15 protein-coding genes are annotated in these 19,694 nt (G+C 61.1%); 8 read left to right on the plus strand and 7 right to left on the minus strand.

The genetic code is table 11. The features are described from left to right. A partial coding sequence (locus tag K290_RS33880; RefSeq protein ID WP_037135081.1) for an IS256 family transposase occupies nucleotides 1–263 on the plus strand: 263 nt, incomplete at its 5' end. Here the strand turns inward: K290_RS33880 and K290_RS35830 are convergent. Further along, nucleotides 238–1,062, minus strand: coding sequence for a DUF2971 domain-containing protein (locus K290_RS35830; RefSeq protein ID WP_051263953.1), 825 nt, complete (start codon nucleotides 1,060–1,062; stop codon nucleotides 238–240). The two genes, K290_RS33880 and K290_RS35830, sit on opposite strands and share 26 nt — an antisense overlap. A gap of 519 nt (nucleotides 1,063–1,581) precedes the next feature. Continuing rightward, a complete protein-coding gene (locus K290_RS0107025) occupies nucleotides 1,582–1,848 on the minus strand; it encodes a BON domain-containing protein (protein ID WP_028751236.1) in 267 nt (88 codons plus the stop codon). Between the two features lie 200 nt (nucleotides 1,849–2,048). Here K290_RS0107025 and dxr point away from each other — a divergent pair, with 200 nt between their 5' ends. Both dxr and K290_RS0107035 read left to right on the plus strand, forming a co-directional pair. Continuing rightward, a complete protein-coding gene (gene dxr, locus K290_RS0107030) occupies nucleotides 2,049–3,242 on the plus strand; it encodes a 1-deoxy-D-xylulose-5-phosphate reductoisomerase (protein ID WP_028751237.1) in 1,194 nt (397 codons plus the stop codon). A gap of 87 nt (nucleotides 3,243–3,329) precedes the next feature. After that, nucleotides 3,330–4,244: a pyridoxal-phosphate dependent enzyme gene (locus K290_RS0107035; protein WP_028751238.1), complete on the plus strand. Its 915-nt coding sequence runs from the start codon at nucleotides 3,330–3,332 to the stop codon at nucleotides 4,242–4,244. A gap of 80 nt (nucleotides 4,245–4,324) precedes the next feature. On the opposite strand, the gene hemA is transcribed toward K290_RS0107035, so the two are convergent. The 4 genes from hemA to K290_RS0107055 all read right to left on the minus strand — a co-directional run bounded on the left by hemA (nucleotide 4,325) and on the right by K290_RS0107055 (nucleotide 9,488). Then, nucleotides 4,325–5,536 carry a 5-aminolevulinate synthase gene (gene hemA, locus K290_RS0107040; protein ID WP_028751239.1) on the minus strand — a complete coding sequence of 404 codons (1,212 nt, stop codon included), beginning with the start codon at nucleotides 5,534–5,536 and terminating at the stop codon, nucleotides 4,325–4,327. 219 nt (nucleotides 5,537–5,755) lie between these two features. Beyond that, on the minus strand, nucleotides 5,756–6,550 hold the full coding sequence (locus tag K290_RS0107045; RefSeq protein WP_028751240.1) for an FAD binding domain-containing protein: 795 nt from the start codon (nucleotides 6,548–6,550) through the stop codon (nucleotides 5,756–5,758). A gap of 20 nt (nucleotides 6,551–6,570) precedes the next feature. After that, the gene (locus tag K290_RS0107050; RefSeq protein ID WP_028751241.1) at nucleotides 6,571–8,916 is read right to left on the minus strand and encodes a xanthine dehydrogenase family protein molybdopterin-binding subunit; all 2,346 of its coding nucleotides are present in this window, start codon (nucleotides 8,914–8,916) and stop codon (nucleotides 6,571–6,573) included. Nucleotides 8,917–8,999: 83 nt separating this feature from the next. Then, nucleotides 9,000–9,488, minus strand: a complete 489-nt coding sequence (locus tag K290_RS0107055; RefSeq protein ID WP_028751242.1) for a (2Fe-2S)-binding protein — start codon at nucleotides 9,486–9,488, stop codon at nucleotides 9,000–9,002. 298 nt (nucleotides 9,489–9,786) lie between these two features. On the opposite strand from K290_RS0107055, the gene K290_RS0107060 reads away from it, so the two are divergent. The 3 genes from K290_RS0107060 (at nucleotide 9,787) to K290_RS0107070 (ending at nucleotide 16,624) form a co-directional block, all read left to right on the plus strand. Beyond that, a complete protein-coding gene (locus K290_RS0107060; protein WP_028751243.1) occupies nucleotides 9,787–10,083 on the plus strand; it encodes a YMGG-like glycine zipper-containing protein in 297 nt (98 codons plus the stop codon). Nucleotides 10,084–10,445: 362 nt separating this feature from the next. Beyond that, a complete protein-coding gene (locus K290_RS0107065) occupies nucleotides 10,446–12,371 on the plus strand; it encodes an autotransporter assembly complex protein TamA (RefSeq protein WP_172831052.1) in 1,926 nt (641 codons plus the stop codon). Nucleotides 12,372–12,433: 62 nt separating this feature from the next. Then, nucleotides 12,434–16,624 carry a translocation/assembly module TamB domain-containing protein gene (locus K290_RS0107070; protein WP_028751245.1) on the plus strand — a complete coding sequence of 1,397 codons (4,191 nt, stop codon included), beginning with the start codon at nucleotides 12,434–12,436 and terminating at the stop codon, nucleotides 16,622–16,624. A gap of 189 nt (nucleotides 16,625–16,813) precedes the next feature. On the opposite strand, the gene K290_RS0107075 is transcribed toward K290_RS0107070, so the two are convergent. Further along, nucleotides 16,814–17,242 carry an Lrp/AsnC family transcriptional regulator gene (locus K290_RS0107075; protein WP_028751246.1) on the minus strand — a complete coding sequence of 143 codons (429 nt, stop codon included), beginning with the start codon at nucleotides 17,240–17,242 and terminating at the stop codon, nucleotides 16,814–16,816. A gap of 198 nt (nucleotides 17,243–17,440) precedes the next feature. Here K290_RS0107075 and rocF point away from each other — a divergent pair, with 198 nt between their 5' ends. Next, complete coding sequence (rocF, locus tag K290_RS0107080; protein WP_028751247.1) at nucleotides 17,441–18,376, plus strand: arginase; 936 nt, start codon at nucleotides 17,441–17,443, stop codon at nucleotides 18,374–18,376. Nucleotides 18,377–18,395: 19 nt separating this feature from the next. After that, nucleotides 18,396–19,598, plus strand: coding sequence for an ornithine--oxo-acid transaminase (gene rocD / locus K290_RS0107085; protein ID WP_028751248.1), 1,203 nt, complete (start codon nucleotides 18,396–18,398; stop codon nucleotides 19,596–19,598). The last annotated feature ends 96 nt before the right edge of the window (nucleotides 19,599–19,694 follow it).

Here is a 19,694-nt window from a genome sequence, read left to right on the forward strand (position 1 = left end):
TCGCCTACATGACCTTTCCCAAGCAGCACTGGACCAAGCTTCACAGCACGAACCCGATTGAGCGATTGAATGGAGAAATCAAGCGAAGGACCGAGGTCGTCGGCATCTTTCCAAACGACGATGCCATCGTCAGGCTCGTCGGCGCTTTGCTTCTGGAGCAAAATGATGAGTGGGCTGTTCAGCGCTCGCGGTACATGACACTGGAAACCATCGCGACAATGAGCGATGATCCGCTCATCAACTTGCCTGCTGCGGCAAGCTGACCCGTTCCCGGCCCTGTCCGGAAAGCTCGACGATCGACCGAGCTACACCACTCCCTGGGACATCATCGGTCTCGGCCAGTTCCTGCTCGCTATGCGGTCCAATCATGATCGAATCCAAGCCCAGATCGGTTTGTCCCTCAACAAGCGATTGCTGCAGCGGAAGATCGAAATAAGGGATTGGAAAGCCGGGGCCTGAGCGGACACGGACCTTGTCGTGATCTATCGTGGTCGGATCTGAGATCAGCCGCCACTCATTCTCCTCCGCAAAGCTTTTATCTTTGAAGCTTGAGGCATAGACATGGAAACCGGCGACCCACCCTTCGGCAAGGTGCCAAATATTTTCGTCTGAAAATTGTTGCTCCTCAAGCTCGAACAGGAACGGCTCGAGGTAATTGTTTATGATCTTGATTTTGTCGCTATCGTCGTAAACGCATTTCAGCAGTTTGAAATGGGTCCGTTGTCCCGCTGCTTCCAGGGCGGATTTATGGAAGCCCAAGGAAACGCCACCGAGTGCGGCATATCCCCGCCATTGGCTAAGCAGGTCCCCATTTTCCGCAAATGAGGCTACGCAGACGAAGTTTCGCCGAACCGTGTGAAGGATTTTCTCTATACTCCCAAGCAGTCGCTTTCCATTTAGACCCTGCGTGTTGATCCGGCCTTCGGCAATCTCGGAAGCGAGAGCAATTCCGTGCCTGAACTCTTCCTTATCGTTCAGAAAATGAATGCACGACGCCCACAGAGACTTCGACCCGAGAATCCCAAGAGCACCGGAAAACGTGGTGTAATGGTACAGCTTCATTTGTCCCTCGTCCTCAAGTGATGCGCTTTGAGTAGCCGCAACATCAATTGACAAAAGAAATGCGCCAGGCTGCCGCAATATCGATCCGTGAGCCGGAAGCTAGAACAGAGGCATTGAAAGTTGCTGCATGGGTTTTTTGTTCCGTCGAGATCGTTGTCGGCGGGACGGGGGCGCTTTTGCGATGCGCTCTTCGTCGAATGATGGCGAACTGATCAGATATCTGAAATTTGGAAACAGGAACGATGTGACAACGAGCGGCGATTATTGCTCTAAGTCACTATTGCGCCTCGATATATAGCATGGAGATTACGCGACTCCGATAGGATATTTTCGCGGAGGATGCGATCGGAGCAGGTTTTGCCTAGCAGTCAAACGATCTTAATTCTCGTTGTTGCGGCTGAAGATACATGGCGCCGTCCGATATCGTCTTCTGGAAGCATCGGCACTCTCAGGATTGGCGTCAGTTATTTCCGTGATGCCCGCCATAAGCAACGGAGTAGTTTGGTGGAATAAAGTGCTTCACCCCACCAGAATCCTGTTCCTCACCAGCCTCACCCCCGGCACCGCTTCCGCGACGACGGTTGCCCGCTCGACTTCCTGCGGTGTGGCCGCGGTTCCGTCCAATCGGATTTCCTGGCCCACGGCGGTGACCGTGACCTCGGAGGCGTCAAGGCCGCCGGCGACGGCGAGAGCGTCTGCGACGGTGGATTCCAGCGCCGAGCGTTTGGCATTTTCGCTTTCTATTTCGGGCTTTGAGCCATGAAACGTCGCTGCTTTGAAAACCATTGCCCCTTCTCCTGCGCCTCTGCCGGATGGGAAACGCGGTATCTGCGTATTGGTTCATTCGCAGCCCGAAATTACCACTAAAGCCAGTAATTTCAGCGGGAAGGGACCGGTATTGCCCGCGCCGACAGAGCTGCGGACTTGCCGCCTCCCGCGATCCCCTGTAGAGCCATGGGCAATCACAGCAAGATGCGGATACTGGAATGACCACCGGGAGCAAGGCGCCGCGCCGCCTGACGATATTGGGTTCGACCGGCTCGATCGGACAGAACACGCTCGACGTCATTGCCCAACTGGGCGGGCGCGAAGCCTTCGATATCGCCGCAATCACCGGGCATGACAATATCGATCTCTTGGCGAGCCAGGCGAAAGCCTGCGGCGCCGCTCTCGCCGTCACCGCCAATGAGGAGCGCTATCACGACCTCAAGGCGGCGCTTGCCGGAACCGGCATTGCCGCAGCCGCGGGCAGGAACGCTCTCATCGAGGCTGCCGCCATTCCTTCCGATTGGGTAATGGCGGCGATCGTCGGCACGGCAGGGCTTGCGCCGACGCTGGAAGCCGCGCGACGGGGCGCCGATATCGCGCTCGCCAACAAGGAATGCCTGGTTTCCGCCGGCGATCTCTTCGTTCGTGCCGTCAGCGAAGGAGGCGGACGGCTGATCCCGGTGGACAGCGAGCACAGCGCGATTTTCCAGGCGCTTGAGGATGACCAGCAGCATGCGGTCGAGCGCATCATTTTGACCGCCTCGGGCGGCCCCTTCCGCACATGGTCGCGCGAAGAGATGGCCAATGTCACGGCAGCGACAGCGCGCGCGCATCCGAACTGGTCGATGGGCCTGAAGATCTCCATCGGCAGCGCTTCGATGTTCAACAAGGCGCTGGAGATGATCGAGGCCAAACATCTGTTCAATGTCGGCCCGGATCACATCGAGGTCATCGTCCATCCGCAATCCATCGTCCATTCGATGGTCGGCTATACCGACGGCTCGGTGCTGGCGCAGCTCGGCTGCCCGGACATGCGCACGGCCATCGGCTATGCGCTGACCTATCCGTCCCGGCCGAAGCTCGATGTCGAGCGGCTGGATTTTGCCAAACTGGCCCGGCTGGATTTCGAAGCGCCGGATGAAGTCCGTTTTCCCGCGCTGCGTCTTGCTCGTGCCGCGCTGGAACGCGGCGGGCTGCAGGGCGCCGTCATGAATGCTGCCGAAGAGATAGCTTTTCAGGCCTTCGTAGACGAGCGCATCGGCTTCCTCGACATGGCCGATATCGCCGAAGCGGTCATGGACCAGATGATCGGCACCGGCAGCGCCGAAACGATGGATGCGGTCTTTGCCGCCGACGATGAGGCCCGCAGCCGCGCCAGCGCGCTTGTCGCGCAAAAGGAAAAGGCGGCGTAACCCGCCTGCAAGAAGGCGTGAAAGCCGGAAACGGATAACTGCTCTCATCGGCAGATCTGCGAATTGTTTGTTAGCGAGAGTCTTTCCATGGCACTGCATCTCGAAACTCCGCTGCTCGAATCCCGCCCCCTGAGTTTGGCGTCGGGGCGATCCGTCTGGTTGAAGATGGATGCGCTTCAGCCGCCCGGCTCCTTCAAAATCCGTGGTATTGGGGCAGCGTGCGAGCATCATGCCAGAAGCGGAAAGCGCCGCTTCGTATCCTCCTCCGGAGGCAATGCAGGCATTGCGGTGGCTTATGCCGGACGCCGCCTCTCGATCCCGGTGTCGGTCTTCGTTCCGCAGACCACGACCGAAAGGGCAAAGTCGCTGATCCGCCAGGAGGGCGCTGAGGTCTTCGTCCATGGCGCGTCCTGGCAAGAGGCAAACGAGCGCGCGCTCGAGGCGGTCGACGCGGAAACCGCATTCATTCACCCGTTTGATGATCCGCTCCTCTGGGCGGGCCACGCAACGATGATCGACGAGGTCGTCAGAGCCGGCATCACGTTCGATGCGGTCGTTCTTTCGGTCGGCGGTGGAGGGCTTTTGGCCGGCGTTTCGGAAGGGCTTGATCGTAACGGCCTTCAAAATGTTCCGATCATTGCTGTCGAAACAGAAGGCGCCGCGTCGCTCGTAGCCTCCGTGAAGGCTGGCAAGCTCACCGAACTGCCCGCCATCACCAGCATCGCAACATCATTGGGCGCACGAAAAGTCGCCGAACGCGCTTTTGAGATTACGCGGAACAGGCCGGTCGATTGTGTTGTTGTCGATGATCGGGTTGCTGTCGACGCATGCATGCGCTTCCTCGACGATCATCGCGTGCTCGTAGAGCCGGCCTGCGGCGCTGCATTGGCCGTAGCCTACGCCCATGCCGATCGGCTGGCGCGCTTCGAGCGCGTGCTAATGATCGCCTGCGGCGGAGCGACCGCCACCCTCACGCAGTTGCAGGCTTGGCAAGCATCCTGATTGTCGCCCGAAATTCACAAGTCAGGGCGCGGAAACAGTATCTCCGCGCCCGGATCAAGAATGAAAATGTAAGCCGCCTCTTACGCGACAGCCCTTGCCAGCGCACAGCGCGACCAGAGCGCATGCAGCGCGCCGACGAGATGCTCGATATCGGCATCCGAATGCAACGGCGTCGGTGTGATGCGCAGGCGTTCGGTCTTCTTCGGCACGGTCGGATAGTTGATCGGCTGCACGTAGACACCCATGTCGAGCAGCAGATCGGAGATCCACTTGCACTTGGCGGCATCGCCGACCAAAACCGGCACGACATGGCTCGGGTTCGGCATATGCGGAATGCCGGCAGCGTCGAGCTGAGCGCGCAGCCTGCGCACCCGATCCTGATGTCGGGCGCGTTCGAACTGGCTGACCTTCAAATGCCGGATCGAGGCGACAGCGCCTGCCGCCAGTGCTGGCGGCAACGACGTCGTGAAGATGAAGCCGGAGGCAAAGGAGCGAATGAAATCGCAAAGTGCAGTCGAAGCGGCAATATAGCCGCCCATGACGCCGAAGGCCTTGCCGAGCGTACCCTCGATCACCGTCAGCCGGTCCATCAGCCCTTCGCGCTCGGCAATGCCGCCGCCGCGCGGTCCGTACATGCCGACGGCATGCACTTCGTCGAGATAGGTCATGGCGCCGTATTTGTCGGCGAGATCGCAGATTTCCTTGATCGGCGCGATGTCGCCATCCATCGAATAGACGCTCTCGAAGGCGATCAGCTTCGGCGCCTTCGGATCGGCGGCCTTCAGCTTCGCTTCGAGATCAGTGAGATCGTTGTGCTTCCAGATGACCTTGTCGCACTTGGCATAACGGATGCCCTCGATCATCGAGGCATGGTTCAGCGCATCCGAAAAGATGATCAGGCCAGGAATCTTCGCGCCGAGCGTGCCGAGCGTCGCCCAGTTGGAAATATAGCCGGAGGTGAAGATCAGGGCGGATTCCTTGCCGTGCAGATCGGCGAGCTCTTGCTCCAGAAGAACATGGTAGTGGTTGGTGCCAGAAATATTCCGGGTGCCTCCCGCACCCGCGCCACAGTGATCGACGGCCTCTTTCATGGCTTCGATCACCTTGGGATGCTGGCCCATGCCGAGATAGTCGTTCGAGCACCAGACCGTTACGTCCTTGGAGCCTTCCGGCGTATGCCAGGTCGCGCGCGGAAAGCTGCCGCGCTGACGCTCCAGATCGGCGAACACGCGATACCGGCCTTCCTGACGAAGACCGTCCAGTTCACCTTTGAAAAATGCTTCGAAATCCATCATCTGCTCCAGAACCATGCGACCGTTTTTCATGATTGCCGGTCTGCACGTCAACCCCTCCGCATCGCTTTCGCACTCGCTGCGGCAAATGGCCCTTAATTTTGAACTATTCCAGACAAGAATTGTCAATCACCGAGATTTGACAATTGAGCCCAATCTCCGGAATGCGCGAAACCGGAAAGGCGGCCAAGCCGCCCTTCCTGCATTTTCCGCGCGAACCTATGCCACCGCAGCCGCGCGCTTTGCCATGACCTTGATCAAATTGGCGCGATATTCAGCCGTGGCATGCAGATCGGACAGGAGCGTCGATGGATCGACGGCTGCGCTGGCGAGCGCATCCGGCGACCAGTTCGCCGCAAGCGCCTGCTCCATTCCGCCGTGACGGAACACGCCATCAGCACCCGCCCCGGTGACTGCAACCCGCACGCCGTCCGTTCCCTTGGCGACGAACACGCCGGTCATGGCATAGCGCGAGGCCGGATTGGGGAACTTGGCATAGCCTGCTTTTTCCGGCGCCTCGAAGGTGATGGCGGTAATCAGCTCACCCTCTTCCAGCGCCGTCTCGAACAGCCCGGTGAAGAAATCATCGGCTGCGATCTGACGCCTGTCGGTCACAATGGTGGCCCCCAAGCCCAGCATGGCCGAAGGATAGTCCGCCGCCGGGTCGTTGTTGGCGACCGAGCCGCCGATCGTGCCCATATGGCGGACATGCGGATCGCCGATCATCCCGGCAAGATTGCAGAGCGCCGGGCAGACGGCGCGGATCGCCGCCGAGGAGGCGACCTCCGCATGCGTCGTCGCAGCGCCGATCGTTACCCTGCGGCCGTCGGCGCGGATGCCCTTCAGCGCCGGGATATGCCTGAGATCGACGAGATCGCTCGGCGACGCGAGACGCTGCTTCATGGTGGCGATCAGCGTCATGCCGCCGGAGACATATTTGCCTTCCGGCATATCGGACAGAAGCTTGACGGCTTCGTCGACCGAGGAGGCGCGGTGATAGTTGGTTGCGTACATGGTTTTCTCCTCCCCTTGTCTCAGGCCACGGCCCGGGCTGCTTCCCACACCTTTAGCGGCGTGGCGGGCATGGTCAGGGCATTGTTGCCGATCGCATCGGTGATGGCGTTGATCAACGCCGGCGGCGAGCCGATGGCGCCCGCCTCGCCGCAGCCCTTGACCCCCAGCGGATTGTTCGGGCAGGGCGTGTTTTGATGCGACAGATTGAAGGACGGCAGATCGTCGGCGCGCGGCATGGCGTAGTCCATGAAGCTCGCCGTCAGCAACTGGCCGCTTGCATCGTAGTGCACGGCTTCCAGCAACGCCTGTCCGACTCCCTGCGCGATGCCGCCATGCACCTGACCTTCGACGATCATCGGATTGATGATATTGCCGAAATCGTCCGCGGCGACGAACTGGATAATATCGGTCTTGCCGGTTTCCGGATCGACCTCGACTTCGCAGATGTAGCAGCCGGCCGGGAAGGTGAAGTTCGCCGGATCGTAGAAGGCCGTTTCCTTCAGGCCTGGTTCCAGGCCGGAGGGGAGGTTATGTGCGGTATAGGCGGCGAGCGCCACCTGGAACCAGGGCAGCGACTTGTCGGTGCCGGCGACTTTGACCTCGCCGTTTTCGATGACGATATCGCTCTCGTCGGCTTCCATGAGATGCGCGGCGATCTTCTTCGCCTTGGCTTCTACCTTGTCGAGCGCCTTCACGACGGCGGACATGCCGACGGCGCCGGAACGCGAGCCGTAGGTGCCCATGCCCATCTGCACCTTGTCGGTGTCGCCATGAACGATCGACACGCTGTCGATCGGCACGCCGAACCGGTCGGCGACAAGCTGTGCGAAGGTCGTCTCATGCCCCTGGCCATGGCTGTGCGAACCGGTAAGCACCTCGACGGTGCCGACCGCGTTCACCCGCACTTCCGCCGATTCCCACAGGCCGACCCCGGCGCCGAGCGAACCGACCGCCTGGGAGGGCGCAAGCCCGCAGGCCTCGATATAGCAGCTCATGCCGATGCCGCGCTTCTTGCCGCGCGCCTCCGCCGCAGTCTTGCGGGCCGGGAAACCGTTCCAATCGGCCTGCTGCATGGCGGCATCCAGCGATGCCTCGTAGTTGCCGGCGTCATAATTCATGATGACCGGCGTCTGATGGGGGAAGGAGCGGACGAAGTTGGCTCGCCTGAGTTCCGCGGGTGACACGCCGAGCTCGCGCGCCGCCGTTTCGACGGTGCGCTCCAGAAGATAAGTCGCCTCCGGACGACCGGCACCGCGATAGGCGTCAACCGGTACCGTATTGGTATAGACGGTGCGAACATTGGCGTGGATCGCCGGGATCGCATATTGGCCTGATAGTAGCGTCGCATAAAGGTAGGTCGGCACGCAGGACGAGAAGAGCGACATATAGGCGCCAAGATTGGCGATGGTATCGACCTTCAACGCCGTGATGCGGTTTTGGGCATCGAAGGCCATCTTCACCTTGGAGACGTGGTCGCGGCCATGCGCATCGGTCAGGAATGCCTCGGTACGGTCGGCCGTCCATTTGACCGGCACGCCGGTCTTCTTCGACGCCCAGAGGCAGACGATCTCCTCGGGATAGATATAGATCTTGGAGCCAAAGCCGCCGCCGACATCCGGCGCGATGACGCGTAGCTTGTTTTCCGGCGCGACATTGTAGAAAGCGCTCATGACCAGCCGCGCCACATGCGGGTTCTGGCTGGTGGTGTAGCAGGTATAGTGATCGTCGCCGGCATCATAGATGCCGAGGGTCGCACGCGGCTCCATGGCATTCGGCGACAGGCGGTTGTTGTGAATTTCGAGCTCCGTGACATGGGCCGCTTCGGCGATTGCCTTGTCGGTCGCGGCGGCATCGCCGAGTTCCCAGTCGAAGATCAAATTGTCAGCCGCTTCCGGATGAAGCTGTGGCGCGCCGGGCTTCAGCGCCTCGACCGCTTCGATAACGGCGGGAAGCTCTTCATAATCCACCACGACGGCCTCGGCCGCATCGCGGGCCTCGCCAAGCGAATCGGCCACCACGATCGCCACGGCATCGCCGACATAACGCACGGTATCGACCGCCAGCGGCCGCCAGGCGCCCATCTTCATCGGCGTCCCGTCCTTGGAGTGGATCATCCAGCCGCAGATGAGATTGCCGATGCCATCGGCCAGCAATTGCTTACCGTCCAGCACGCCGATCACGCCCGGCATGGCCAATGCAGCCGACGCGTCGATGCCGGTGAACTTCGCATGCGCATACGGGCTGCGAACGAAATAGGCATACTTCATGCCCGGCGCCACCATGTCGTCGGTATAGCGCCCCTTGCCCGTCAGAAATCGCTTGTCTTCCTTGCGCGCGACGCGCGCGCCAATGCCTTCAACGCCCATGATATCCTCCCATTGGGGTTCCGGGGTCGGCAATCCGCCAAGATAACGGTCGTTGGCGTTCGCCAGACAATCTCGGTGAAATCTTATTCGGCCGCCTGCTTGGCGGCGTGCATCTCAGCATTGGCAGAAAGGACTGCCTTGACGATATTGTGATAGCCGGTGCAGCGACAGATATTGCCGTCGAGCTCGGCCCGGACCGTCTCTTCGTCCAGCGCGCCACCGTGGCGATTGATCATGTCGACAGCCGTCATCACCATACCGGGCGTGCAGAAGCCGCATTGCAGGCCATGATGCTCCTTGAAAGCAGCCTGGACGGGATGCAGTTCGCCATTGGCGGCCAGACCCTCGATGGTTGTAATATCGGAGCCGGATGCCTGCACGGCCAGAATCGAACAGCTCTTGACCGATTTGCCGTCCATGTGGATCACGCAGGCGCCGCATTGAGTGGTGTCGCAGCCGACATGGGTTCCCGTCAGGCCAAGCTTTTCCCTGATGAAATGGACGAGCAGCGTGCGATCCTCGCACTCGCCGCTGGCCGTCCGGCCGTTCACCGTCAAAGTCACTTTTGACATATTTTCCTCCTCGCCTCTCCTCCAGAGGCAACAGCCATCATTTGACTTTTTTGTAGTGCGATCAACCTCTACTTTAGAAAGGCCGTGGTTTTTTCTCCCGTGCGGTTCCTTTGGTTTACCGAATGTAGACTTAGCGAGTTTAGCACCAAAAAAACCGCAAGTGCCCAATGGACAAACATATTTTGCACGATATTTCTTCTTAGCTGCAGGACTGCAAGGACAGCCCATCGTGGTGGAGCTGAAAAAATGGGACGGCGTTCGCCGGGGGTACCGGCTTAACTAACGTTGGAGAGAATATATGAAGAAAGCTCTTATGCTCGCATTGGTCAGCTTGTCTATCGCAAGCTGCACCCCGACCGAGCAAGGCGCCGGCATCGGCGCTGCCTCTGGCGCCATCATCGGCGGCGCCGTGACCGGTAACGTCCGCGGTGCAGCCGTCGGCGCAGCAATCGGCGGTGTTTCGGGCGCTGTCATCGGCAGCGTCGCCGAACAGCCCGGCCAGTGCTACTACCGTGACCGTTATGGCCGCCGCTACATCGACGATTGCCCGCGCGGCGGCTATCGTCGCAGCTACTATAATGGCGGCGGTTACTGATCGAATAGCGATCGAACTATCGAAGTCCCGGGCCTGAGGTCCGGGATTTTTCGATTCCGGCTCCTCGTCTTTTCATCTCCGAGAGGAGGCAAACCGCCCTCGGGCGGATGCAAACAAGCTAAATTCAACGCTGGATCGAAGGGTGAATAGGCCCCAACGTCCGCCGGCGGCCCCACAAAAAGCACTGAAACCGCCCTAAGTCCCGGAGGAAAATCCGGGATTTTTCATTTGGGCCACCGTCTTTTTGCAGGTTTTTGACTCTAAAAGGTACACGCGGAACGCTTTTGCCTCTATGGTGGCCCCGCGTTAACCCGGGGGAAACGCCAAACTGAGAAAGTTCTTATATAACCGTAAAGCGGCGTATGCATAAAAGAACTGGTCCGAGGAAGAGTATTGCGTATCGGCGAGCAGGCACCGTAATGGCGGTTGCGGCAGCGATTGCACTCGGCCCGCTCTATGCTGGAAACGCGCTTGCCTTCAAACTGTTCGGCATGACGCTCTGGGGCGAAGACGACACGGCAGAGCAGGTTTCCGATCCCGTTCGCTACACCGTGGACTTCAAGACGGACAATCTCGACAAGGATCTCAAGGAGGCCCTGACCGAGAGTTCCATGCTGGTTTCGGACAAGAAGAAGCCTGTGTCCGGCGATCTCGGCGTCGTCATCAAGGCGCGCGACGACCGCGACCGGCTGATCGCCACTCTCTATGAAAAGTCGCGTTATGGCGGCGTGGTCACCATCACCGTCAACGGCACGAATATCGATGCGCTGCCGCCGAATCCCGCCTTCGGACGTTCGAAACCGGTTCCCGTCACCATCAGCGTCGATCCGGGTCCCATCTTCACGCTTGGCAAGATCAGCCTGCTCGGCGATGCGCACAGTCTCGATCCTGCCAGCTATGGGCTTGTGCCCGGCGGCGACGCCGGCTCGCTGACGATCCTGAAAGCCGGCGACAAGATCGTCGCCGATTTCAAGAACGAAGGCCATCCGCTCGCCAAGCTGACCAAGCGCGATGTCGTCGCCGATCACCAGACAAACAGGGTCGATGTCGCGCTCAGCGTCGAAAGCGGCCCCGTGGCGCCCATCGGCAATGTCGGGGTCAGTGGCCAGAAATCGGTCGATCCGGATTTTATCAAGCGCTATGCCCGCATCAACGAGGGCAGGCCCTATTCGCCGGACGAACTGAAAAAGGCCTCCGACCGCCTGCGCAAACTCGGCGTCTTTTCCAGCGTCACCATCCGCGAGGCCGACAAGCTCGCCCCGGACGGCAGCATTCCCATGACCATCGAAGTGTCCGAGGGCAAGCAGCGCTATTTCGGCGTCGGCGCGCAATATTCCACCATAGATGGTTTCGGTCTGCAGGGCTATTGGGGCCATCGCAACCTGACCGGCCGGGCGGATTCGCTGCGCATCGAAGGATCGGTCTCCCGCATCGGCGAAACGACCGATGTCGGCCAGCTCGACTACAGCGCCGGCATTACCTATGTCCGGCCTGCAACCTTCTATCCCTCGGCAACCCTTACAGCCGGCCTGAAGATGCAAAGCCTGCATCCCGATGCCTACGATGCCGACACCATTACCGCGAACGGCAGCCTCGCCTACGAGCTGTCCGATCAGGATACCGTCTCCGCCGGCGGCGAAGTGAGCTATGAGCAGGACAGCACCGACGCCTATGGCGATCAAAACTATCTGACGCTGGCGATTCCGCTCGAATATGTCAGGGACACGCGCGACAACAAACTGGATCCCACCGAGGGCTATCGCGCCTCGATCAGCGCCAAGCCGAGCTATGAAGCACTCGGTGGCACGGTGTTCAGCTCGTTCGAGGGTTCGATTTCCGGCTATCAGGGCGTCGGCGCCAACGATAATGTCGTCTTCGCCGGTAAGCTCTCCCTCGGCTCGCTGATCGGTTCCAACGGCATCTCGGACATTCCGGCGACCCGGCGTTTCTATGCCGGTGGCGGCGGCTCGGTCCGCGGCTATGCCTACCAGGAAATCACGCCCTATAATTCCGATGGCGATGCGCTTGGCGGCCGCTCCTACGCCACCGCCTCTATCGAAGCCCGCGTCAAGATCACCGACAAGATCGGCATTGTGCCCTTCGTCGATATGGGCAGCGTCACCGGCAGCACTTTTCCTGACTTTTCCGATGTTCGCATTGGCGCGGGCGTCGGTGTGCGCTACGCTACACCCTTCGGTCCCATCAGGCTCGACGTCGCCGTTCCTCTCAGGAAATATGAGAACGGTACGGCATACGGCATCTATGCCGGCATCGGTCAAGCCTTCTGACACGCCGTAAAGTCGCAGACGGTTCAGCACGCGGTTAGAAAATTGAGGTTACTGTCGCTCTCATGAGCATGTTGATTCGAATTCTCGGGAGATTGGTGCGCCTCATCGCCTATGCGGTCGTGGCAATCTTCGTGCTTGCGGTCGCCGCCGTGCTCATTGTCGGCTTTGTGCCGGCCGCGACCAGCTATGCCGTCAATCAAGTCGCAAAGCTCGTCTCAACCCCCGACCAGACCATTACGATTGCCGCACCGTCCGGTCTCTTGACCGGCAACCTCCGTGTCGGCTCGATTGCCGTTGCCGATACCAAGGGCACCTTCGCGAAGGTCCAGAATCTCGCCGTCGACTGGTCGCCGGTTTCGCTGCTGACAGGCACTTTCCATGCCGATCGCGTTGCCGCCGACGCCGTCGATTTTCAACGCCTGCCGGTTTCGACGACAAAAGCGGCGGCGGAGCCGCAGGCGGCGACGAGCGAAAGCAAGGGCTTCTCGCTGCCCATCGCCATTGATATCGGCGCTCTCGCCTTGCCGAATCTTCGCATCGGTCAGGCCGTTGCCGGTCAGGATTTCGCGCTTGCCGCCAACGGCAGCGTCAAGGCGAACAGCAGCAGCGTCGACCTCGCCCTCGATGCCAACCGCCAGGATGTCCCCGACGCCAAGCTTTCCACCACCATTGCTTTTGCGCCGGCCGAAAACCGCCTGAACCTGAAGGCCGAAATCGCCGAACCGCGCGACGGCATGCTCGCCGGAATGCTGCATCTGCCGGGCGGGCCGGCGATCAATATCAATCTCTCCGGTGAAGGCCCGCTGTCCAACTGGGCCGGCAAGCTGCAGGCCGCGCTCGATGGCAAGCCTACGGTATCGATCGATGGCCATCATGCCATTTCCGCCGATGGGCTCCACCACGTCGACGTAAAGGGCGGCGGCGACGTCGATTCATTGCTGCCGCCGACCTTTCGACCTCTTTTCGCCGGCCAGACGACGATCGACTTCGCCGCCACGTTCGACGGCAAGGGCAAGATCGACATCCAGACCGGCAATCTCGCCACCGGTAGCGTCGTCATCGCCGCCTCCGGCACGCTCGATCCCTCAGGCAACAACAGCCTCAACGCCAACCTGCTCGGCACTTCAGGCCCCGTGGATTTCCGCTGGCCGATGGAAGACGGTGAGGTACGGGCGATGATTTCGCGTGCCGATGTCGCGCTGACGGGCGCGGCGCAGGCGGTGAAGATCGATGCCAAGGCTTCGCTCGACAGCGCCAGCACACCGCAAGGCCGGATCGGTCAGGTGAACCTCATTGCCAAAAGCGACGCTTTCAACCTGACCAACGGCTCCGGCCCGCTACAGCTTCGCCTGGTGGTCGGCCAGACCGCTTTCATCAGCCCCGATCTCAACCGCCTGATCCGCGCGCCCGTCGCGCTGACTGCGCCCCTGCAGCTTTCTCCCGACACGATCGGCTTCAACAATACGACGTTGGAAAGCGCCAGCATCGGTGGCACCGTCAACGGCAAATATACGCTGTCGTCAAAGTCGCTCACCGGCAACTTCAAGATCTTTGCGCTGCCCGGCGTGCTGCCGGACGGTGTGTCGGACAAGTTCGAGGGGACGATCTCGCTCGAAGGCCAGGTCGCCGGCACGGTGCCGACGAAAATGAACCTCTCGAACCTCGCCCTGAAATCAAATGTCGGCGAAATCAGCGGCAGTGCTGTGCTCAATGGACAGATGTTGACATCGGAGATCACCGGCAAACTGCTCGATCTCTCCAAGCTCGTTCCGAATGCCGAAGGACAGGCCGATATCGGCCTCAAGGCCAAGGGTCCGCTGACCGCGCTCGGCATCGACGCGACGGTAAAGGCGGTCAACGTCAAGCTGGCTGGCCGGCTGCTGGACACGCTCGATGTGGCTCTGACCGGAACCGCCGATCCAAACGCACCGCAAGCAAACGTACAGGCAAACGGCGCAATCGACGGCAAACCGATCAGCATCACCGCCAATGCGATCTCGCAGAACGGCCGCACCAGCATTCCGAAGCTCGCCGTCGAAGTCGGCGCTAACAAATTGCAGGGCAAGCTGGATCTTTCGCCGAGTTTCGAACCATCAGGCGCGTTGAACTTCGATCTTCCCGACCTCAGCCTGCTTGCGGCACTGGCCGGGCAGAAGGCTGACGGCGATCTCAAAGGCTCGATCGATCTCTCCAGCGCCAATGGCAAGATTGGCCTGAAGGTCGACGCCAGCGGTAGCGGCATCCGTCGCGACGATCTCTCGATCGACAAGCCGGCCATTGCGCTGACCGTCGATGATCTCAAGGCCTTTTCGGCCAATGGCAGCATCCGCGCCGGCGCCATCGCCTCCGGCGCCAATCGCGTTACCGATCTCGGGCTGACCTTTACGCAACAGGGCAGCCGCACGGTTTTCGATCTCAAATCGAACTACGACAACGCGCCGCTGACCGCCAGCGGCAATGTCGAAACCGGCGGTGGCCAGACGGTCGTCAGCCTCGACGATTTCGCCGGCGCTCCGCGCACGATCCCGATCAAGCTGGCCTCGCCGACCAAGATCGTCGTCAAGGACGGCATGGCAACGCTGAGCGGCCTGACGATCCGGACCGGCGGCGGCTCGGTGACTGTCAGTGGCACGGCCGGACAGATGCTGAATATTACCGCTGAGATCGCCAACCTGCCTGCCAGCCTTGCCAATGTCTTCGCGCCTACACTGGCGGCAGAAGGCGCGATCTCCGGCAAGGTGACGGTGACCGGGAAGCCGGCCGCACCCGTCGTCGCCTTTCAGACCAATTGGTCGGGGGCTGCGACCAGCCAGACGAAATCGGCCGGCCTCGGCCCGCTCGGCATCAAGGCGAACGGCCAGTTTGCCAACAATACGGTCACCATTGACACGAACCTCACCGGCCAGAATGGCCTGGCGCTCAATGGCGGCGGCACCGTCGCGGTCGCCGGCAACAAAGCCTTGGCGATGAAATTTTCCGGCACTCTGCCCTTCGACGCGATGGCCGGACAGCTTGCCGCGCAGGGCCTCAATATGTCCGGCACCGCGAAGATCGATATACAGATTGCCGGCACGACGGCGGCGCCCGCCGTCACAGGCACGATTTCCACCGACGGCGCCAAGCTCGTCGACGTTCGCCGCAATCTCACCCTCAACGGTCTCGCCGTCACAGTCACGCTCGACGGCAGGCAGGCGGTTATCTCTCGACTGAACGGGAATCTCGCCAGCGGCGGCAGCGTATCGGCAAGCGGCACGGTCGGGATTGCTCCCGACGGTGGCTTTCCCGCCGATATCCAGTTGAAATTCAACAATGCCACCTATGTCGACGGCACGCTGGTGACCGCGACCATCAACGGTACGCTCGGCATCAAGGGGCCGCTGCTGACCGCTCCGGTGCTCAGCGGAAATCTGAAGCTCAACAAGGCATCGATCACTGTACCGGAAAAGCTGCCAGCCTCGCTCTCCGAGATTAATATCAAGCATAAGAACGCACCGGCCGCCGTCAGCGCCCAGTTCAAGGATCAGAAGCCGCAGGGACCGCGTGATAAGTCCACCACCCTTGGCATCGACCTGCAACTCGATGCGCCCTCGCAGATTTTCGTCCGCGGCCGCGGCATCGACGCGGAACTCGGCGGCAGCATCACCGTCCGCGGCACGGCGGCGGATCCGGTCGTCTCCGGTGGCTTCACCATGAGGCGCGGCCGCCTGACCATCCTCAGCCGCCGCCTAGATTTCACCAATTCCAGCAAGATCACCTTCGGCGGCGACCTGACGCCCGCCCTCGACATGGAAGCCACGTCGAGCGTGAGTTCCACCACCATCACCGTCGATGTCACCGGTTTGGCCACAGACCCGAAGATCAGCTTCTCCTCCTCGCCTGCCCTGCCGCAGGACGAGGTGCTGGCGCAACTGATCTTCGGCCAATCGATGTCGAAACTTTCGGCCCTGCAGATCGCCCAGCTCGCCGATGCCGCAAGCCAGCTCGCCGGCGGCCGCTCCACCTCCTTGTTCGAGGGCCTGCGCAGCCATCTCGGCGTCGACGATCTCGACGTGACGACGGACTCAAAGGGTCAGGCGCAGGTCGGCGCCGGCAAGTATCTGAACAAGCGCACCTATATCGAGCTGCAGCAGGGCGCCTCCAACAACACCAAGGCGATCATAAACCTCGATGTGGGGCGCGGCGTTAAGCTGCGGGGTGCGGCCGGCTCGGACGGCGCGGGCGAAGCCGGGATAGTCTATGAGCATGAGTATTGAGGAGCCTTGCTTTCTCCCCGGCGGGGAGAAAGTCGCGCAACGCGCGGGTTGAGGGGGGCGTTGCACCGTAAGGATTGCGCGCTATGTCCCGGCTCGTCGACGGCGTCTTCCCGGCAGCGCCCCCTCACCCGGCATCCCTTCGACAAGCTCAGGGATGCAACTCTTCCCAAGGGGCGAGGGTAAACTCTCCTAAAACCCCATCTTGCTCGTCTTCAGCAAGATATTGGACTCCGTCGTGTTGATGCCATTGATCAGCCGGATCCGGCGCAGCGTCTCGTCGAAGGAGGCGAGATCGCGGTCTTCCAGCTCGGCGATGAAATCCCATTTTCCGTTGGTGCTGTGCAGCGCCCTCACCTGCGGCAGGCCGCGAAGCTGATCGGCGACCTTGTCCGCCAATTTGCCGAGCACCTCGATCATGACGATGGCCCGCACGCCGGCGGAGCGGGCTTCGTGGCCGGTCCTGATGGTGAAGGCAGTGATGGTGCCGTTATCGACCAACCGTTCGATGCGCGCCGTCACCGTGGCGCGCGAGGCGCCGGTCGCCGCCGCCAGTGACGAGACGGAGGTGCGGGCATTGTGGCGCAGCGCACTCAGGAGGTCGCGATCGAGGTCATCCATGGGCTTATCATTCTGCTAAATCGTACTAATCAATCTGTCAAAGACTACTCGATTTTCGACAATTTTCCATCTTTTTGCTGTCATCTCCCTCGTTGATAATCGAGCTCAATAAGCAACCTGAATCTTGGATAACGCATAAGCCTTTTCCGAAAACTGCTTTGCATTTTTCGGGGTTATGCGCTGAACGGAGCGCCGCCGATGAACGTAGAATCCACATCCATCACGCTGATCGGCGTTCCGCTCGAGGAAGGCTCCGGCCGCCGCGGTGCCGGCATGGGTCCGACCGCGCTGCGCATCGCTGGCATCGAAACCACGCTGACCGAGCTCAACCACCGCGTCACCGACAGCGGCGACCTGCATCCGGCCCCTGCCGCCGACCTGCCGGACCATCCGCAGGCGCATAATCTGAAAATCGTCGGCGCCTTCACCCGTGCTCTGGAAGCCAAGGTGTACGACGTTGCCTCCTCCGGTGGCTTCCCGCTGATCCTCGGTGGCGATCACAGCCTCTCCATGGGCAGCGTCTCCGGCATGGCGCGCCATGCGGCTGAGGTCGGCCGACCGCTGTTCGTGCTCTGGCTGGACGCGCATTCGGATTTCAATTCCCCGGCCACATCTCCGTCGGGTAATATTCACGGCATGCCGGTCGCCTTCTTCTGCGGCGAAGCGGAATTTGCCGAGATCCTGCCGGCCTCCCGCCCGCTGGTCGATCCGAAGAAGGTGTTCCAAGTCGGCATACGCTCCGTCGATCCGCATGAGCGCCAGGAAATCCGCGAGCACGGCGTCAACGTCTTCGACATGCGCTCTCTCGACGAGCAGGGCGTGGCGGCAATCATGCGCCGGGTGCTCGACACGATCAGCGCCGCCAACGGCCTGCTGCATGTCAGCTTCGATGTCGATTTCCTCGATCCGGATATCGCGCCGGGCGTCGGGACGACGGTCCCGGGCGGCGCGACCTTCCGCGAAGCCCATCTCATCATGGAAATGCTGTCCGACAGCGGCCTCGTCTCGTCGCTCGATCTGGTCGAGCTCAATCCCTTCCTCGACGATCGCGGCAAGAGCGCCCGCGTCCTCGTCGAGATGGCGGCGAGCCTCTTCGGACGGCGCATTTTCGATCGCCCGACACGGGCAGCATAATTCTTGGGGGGAAATTACTATGAGCGATTCAAGCGATCTGATTGCCACCGAACAGCGCCTCGGCGCCCATAATTACAAGCCGCTCGATGTCGTGCTGACCCGCGGCGAAGGCGTCTACGTCTGGGATACCGACGGCAAGCGCTACCTGGATTGCCTCTCCGCCTATTCGGCGGTCAACCAAGGCCATTGCCATCCGAAGATCCGCGATGCGATGATCGAGCAGGCCGGTAAGCTGACGCTGACCTCCCGCGCCTTCCGCAACGACCAGCTCGCCTATCTCTATGAGGAGCTGGCGGCGCTGACCGGCTCGCACAAGATCCTGCCGATGAACTCCGGCGCCGAAGCCGTCGAAACCGCGATTAAGGCCGTGCGCAAATGGGGCTATGAGGTGAAGGGCGTCCGGGAAAACCAGGCCGAGATCATCGTCTGCTCCAACAATTTCCACGGCCGGACGCTCAGCATCATCAGCTTCTCGACCGATCCGGATGCCCGCACCGGCTTCGGCCCTTATACGCCGGGCTTCCGCACCATCCCCTTCGGCGATGCCGACGCCTTTGCCGCCGCGATCAACAAAAACACCGTTGCGGCGTTGATCGAACCGATCCAGGGCGAGGCCGGGGTCATCATTCCCGCACCCGGTTACTTCACCCGCGTGCGCGAACTCTGCACCGTCAACAATGTCACCCTCATCCTCGATGAGATCCAGACGGGCCTCGGCCGCACCGGTAAGCTGCTCGCCGAGGAGCACGAGGGCATCGAGGCCGACGTGACGCTGATCGGCAAAGCTCTGTCGGGCGGCTTCTACCCCGTCTCTGCCGTGCTTTCCAATTCCGAAGTGCTCGGCGTCTTGAAGCCCGGCCAGCATGGTTCCACCTTCGGCGGCAATCCGCTGGCCTGCGCCGTCGCTCGCGCGGCGCTGCGCGTGCTGACCGAAGAAGGCATGATCAAGAATGCCGCCGTCATGGGCGATTATTTCCTCGAAGGCCTGCGCTCGATCCGCTCGAATATCGTCAAGGACGTGCGCGGCCGCGGCCTGATGATGGCGGTGGAGCTGGTGCCGGAAGCCGGCGGGGCACGGCAATATTGCTATCAGCTCAAGGATCTCGGCCTGCTCGCCAAGGATACGCACGACCACACGATCCGCCTTGCGCCTCCGCTGGTCATCAGCCGCGATCAGGTCGATGGGGCGCTGGAACAGATCGACAAGGTGCTGGCCCAATAGGCCAGCCCTCAGAGCACTTCCAGGAAAAGTGCGCAGCGGTTTTCCGTCCGGAATGCGTCTAAACAAAGGGATAGAGCGGGAAAGCAATTCCGTGAA

It is taken from the genome of Rhizobium leucaenae USDA 9039 (genome assembly GCF_000426285.1).
GTDB lineage: Bacteria > Pseudomonadota > Alphaproteobacteria > Rhizobiales > Rhizobiaceae > Rhizobium > Rhizobium leucaenae.

Excerpts from the sequence above, each read along its gene's own strand:
- K290_RS35830 (WP_051263953.1), bottom strand. The coding sequence starts at position 1,062 with ATGAAGCTGTACCATTACACCACGTTTTCCGGTGCTCTTGGGATTCTC.
- K290_RS0107025 (WP_028751236.1), bottom strand. The coding sequence starts at position 1,848 with ATGGTTTTCAAAGCAGCGACGTTTCATGGCTCAAAGCCCGAAATAGAA.
- dxr (WP_028751237.1), top strand. The coding sequence starts at position 2,049 with ATGACCACCGGGAGCAAGGCGCCGCGCCGCCTGACGATATTGGGTTCG.
- K290_RS0107035 (WP_028751238.1), top strand. The coding sequence starts at position 3,330 with ATGGCACTGCATCTCGAAACTCCGCTGCTCGAATCCCGCCCCCTGAGT.
- hemA (WP_028751239.1), bottom strand. The coding sequence starts at position 5,536 with ATGGATTTCGAAGCATTTTTCAAAGGTGAACTGGACGGTCTTCGTCAG.
- K290_RS0107045 (WP_028751240.1), bottom strand. The coding sequence starts at position 6,550 with ATGTACGCAACCAACTATCACCGCGCCTCCTCGGTCGACGAAGCCGTC.
- K290_RS0107050 (WP_028751241.1), bottom strand. The coding sequence starts at position 8,916 with ATGGGCGTTGAAGGCATTGGCGCGCGCGTCGCGCGCAAGGAAGACAAG.
- K290_RS0107055 (WP_028751242.1), bottom strand. The coding sequence starts at position 9,488 with ATGTCAAAAGTGACTTTGACGGTGAACGGCCGGACGGCCAGCGGCGAG.
- K290_RS0107060 (WP_028751243.1), top strand. The coding sequence starts at position 9,787 with ATGAAGAAAGCTCTTATGCTCGCATTGGTCAGCTTGTCTATCGCAAGC.
- K290_RS0107065 (WP_172831052.1), top strand. The coding sequence starts at position 10,446 with ATGCATAAAAGAACTGGTCCGAGGAAGAGTATTGCGTATCGGCGAGCA.
- K290_RS0107070 (WP_028751245.1), top strand. The coding sequence starts at position 12,434 with ATGAGCATGTTGATTCGAATTCTCGGGAGATTGGTGCGCCTCATCGCC.
- K290_RS0107075 (WP_028751246.1), bottom strand. The coding sequence starts at position 17,242 with ATGGATGACCTCGATCGCGACCTCCTGAGTGCGCTGCGCCACAATGCC.
- rocF (WP_028751247.1), top strand. The coding sequence starts at position 17,441 with ATGAACGTAGAATCCACATCCATCACGCTGATCGGCGTTCCGCTCGAG.
- rocD (WP_028751248.1), top strand. The coding sequence starts at position 18,396 with ATGAGCGATTCAAGCGATCTGATTGCCACCGAACAGCGCCTCGGCGCC.